Annotated in this window: 2 protein-coding genes; one reads left to right on the top strand and one right to left on the bottom strand. The window is 71.5% G+C overall.

Translation table 11 applies throughout. The features are described 5' to 3' along the window. Positions 1-155: 155 nt before the first annotated feature. On the top strand, positions 156-965 hold the full coding sequence (locus ACSNOD_RS31285; RefSeq protein ID WP_436770454.1) for a site-2 protease family protein: 810 nt from the start codon (positions 156-158) through the stop codon (positions 963-965). Here the strand turns inward: ACSNOD_RS31285 and ACSNOD_RS31280 are convergent. Further along, positions 955-1185, bottom strand: coding sequence for a hypothetical protein (locus tag ACSNOD_RS31280; protein WP_436770453.1), 231 nt, complete (start codon positions 1183-1185; stop codon positions 955-957). The genes ACSNOD_RS31285 and ACSNOD_RS31280 overlap by 11 nt on opposite strands. Positions 1186-1254 lie beyond the last annotated feature (69 nt).

Here is a 1254-nt window from a genome sequence, read left to right as displayed (position 1 = left end):
CCTCGGGGCCGCCCCCGCCCCGGCGCGAGTGACGCGCGCCGCGCGCCGCGTCGACGTGCACGGGTGGCCCCGAGGGGGGTCGCGGGGGGCACCGCCAGGTAGGTTCGTCGTTCGTCACACTTCCGACCCGCGCCCGCGAATCAGGAGCCGCCCGCATGACCACCGCGATCACCCGCAGCGACCGCCGGGTCAGTCCCGTCTTTCTGGGGCTGGTCGCCATCATGGCGGTCTCGGCCTGGGCGGTGTGGACGGGCTTCTCCGCGAACACCGGCTTCGCCGTGTTCCTGCTCGTCACCTCCGGCTGGCTCGTCTCGCTCTGCCTCCACGAGTACGCCCACGCCCGTACCGCCCTGCACGGCGGTGACCTCAGCATCGGGGCCAAGGGCTATCTCACCCTCAACCCGCTCAAGTACACCCACGCCATGCTGAGCATCGTGCTGCCGCTGATCTTCGTGATCCTCGGCGGCATCGGCCTGCCGGGCGGCGCCGTGTTCATCGAGCGGCACAGCATCCGCGGCCGCTGGAAGCACAGCCTCATCTCCGCCGCCGGCCCCCTCACCAACGCGCTGTTCGCCGTGGTGATCACGGCGCCGTTCTGGCTGGGGCTGATGGACGACGTCCCGGTCGCCTTCCGCTGCGCGCTGGCGTTCCTCGCGCTGCTGCAGGTCTCGGCGACGATCCTCAACTTCCTGCCCGTGCCGGGCCTGGACGGCTACGGCGTGCTGGAGCCGTGGCTGTCGCACTCCGTGCGGCGCCAGGTCGAGCCGTTCGCGCCGTTCGGGCTGCTGGCGGTGTTCGCGCTGCTGTGGGTGCCGGAGATCAACGACGTGTTCTTCGACTCGGTCGACGCGATCCTGCGCGGTCTGGGCGTGACGGAGCTGGAGACCGCGCTGGGTCAGCAGTGGTTCCGCTTCTGGGAGGGCGAGCCGCAGCTCCTGGACCTCTGGCCGGTGCTCAACCCGTAACGGCACCGTCGTTCGAGGACGCGTTCGCGGCCGCCGCCCGCTCCTGGGCGGCGGCCTTTTCGATCCTCGCCCGGCGCAGGTAGTACCAGGCCATGTTGGAGGACAGGCCCGCCAGCAGGACCCAGATCACACCGATCCAGCTGCCCTTCGCGAAGGAGAGGACCGCCGCGGCGACGGTGAGGGCGCAGACGATCAGGGCGTAGAGGGCGAGGCGGGGCATGGGGAGGGCTCCTGTCCGGGGCGGGCACAGACGTTCCCGGACATTGTCCCCCACCGCGCCGCCCGGCCC

The sequence above is a fragment of the Streptomyces sp. URMC 123 genome (genome assembly GCF_051386515.1).
In the GTDB taxonomy this organism is placed as follows: Bacteria; Actinomycetota; Actinomycetes; order Streptomycetales; family Streptomycetaceae; genus Streptomyces.
Note: the sequence above shows the minus strand (reverse complement) of the source record. Positions and strands in the feature narration are given on the sequence as shown.

Bases quoted from the DNA above. Each gene is read 5' to 3' on its own strand.
- ACSNOD_RS31285 (WP_436770454.1), top strand. From the start codon at position 156: ATGACCACCGCGATCACCCGCAGCGACCGCCGGGTCAGTCCCGTCTTT.
- ACSNOD_RS31280 (WP_436770453.1), bottom strand. From the start codon at position 1,185: ATGCCCCGCCTCGCCCTCTACGCCCTGATCGTCTGCGCCCTCACCGTC.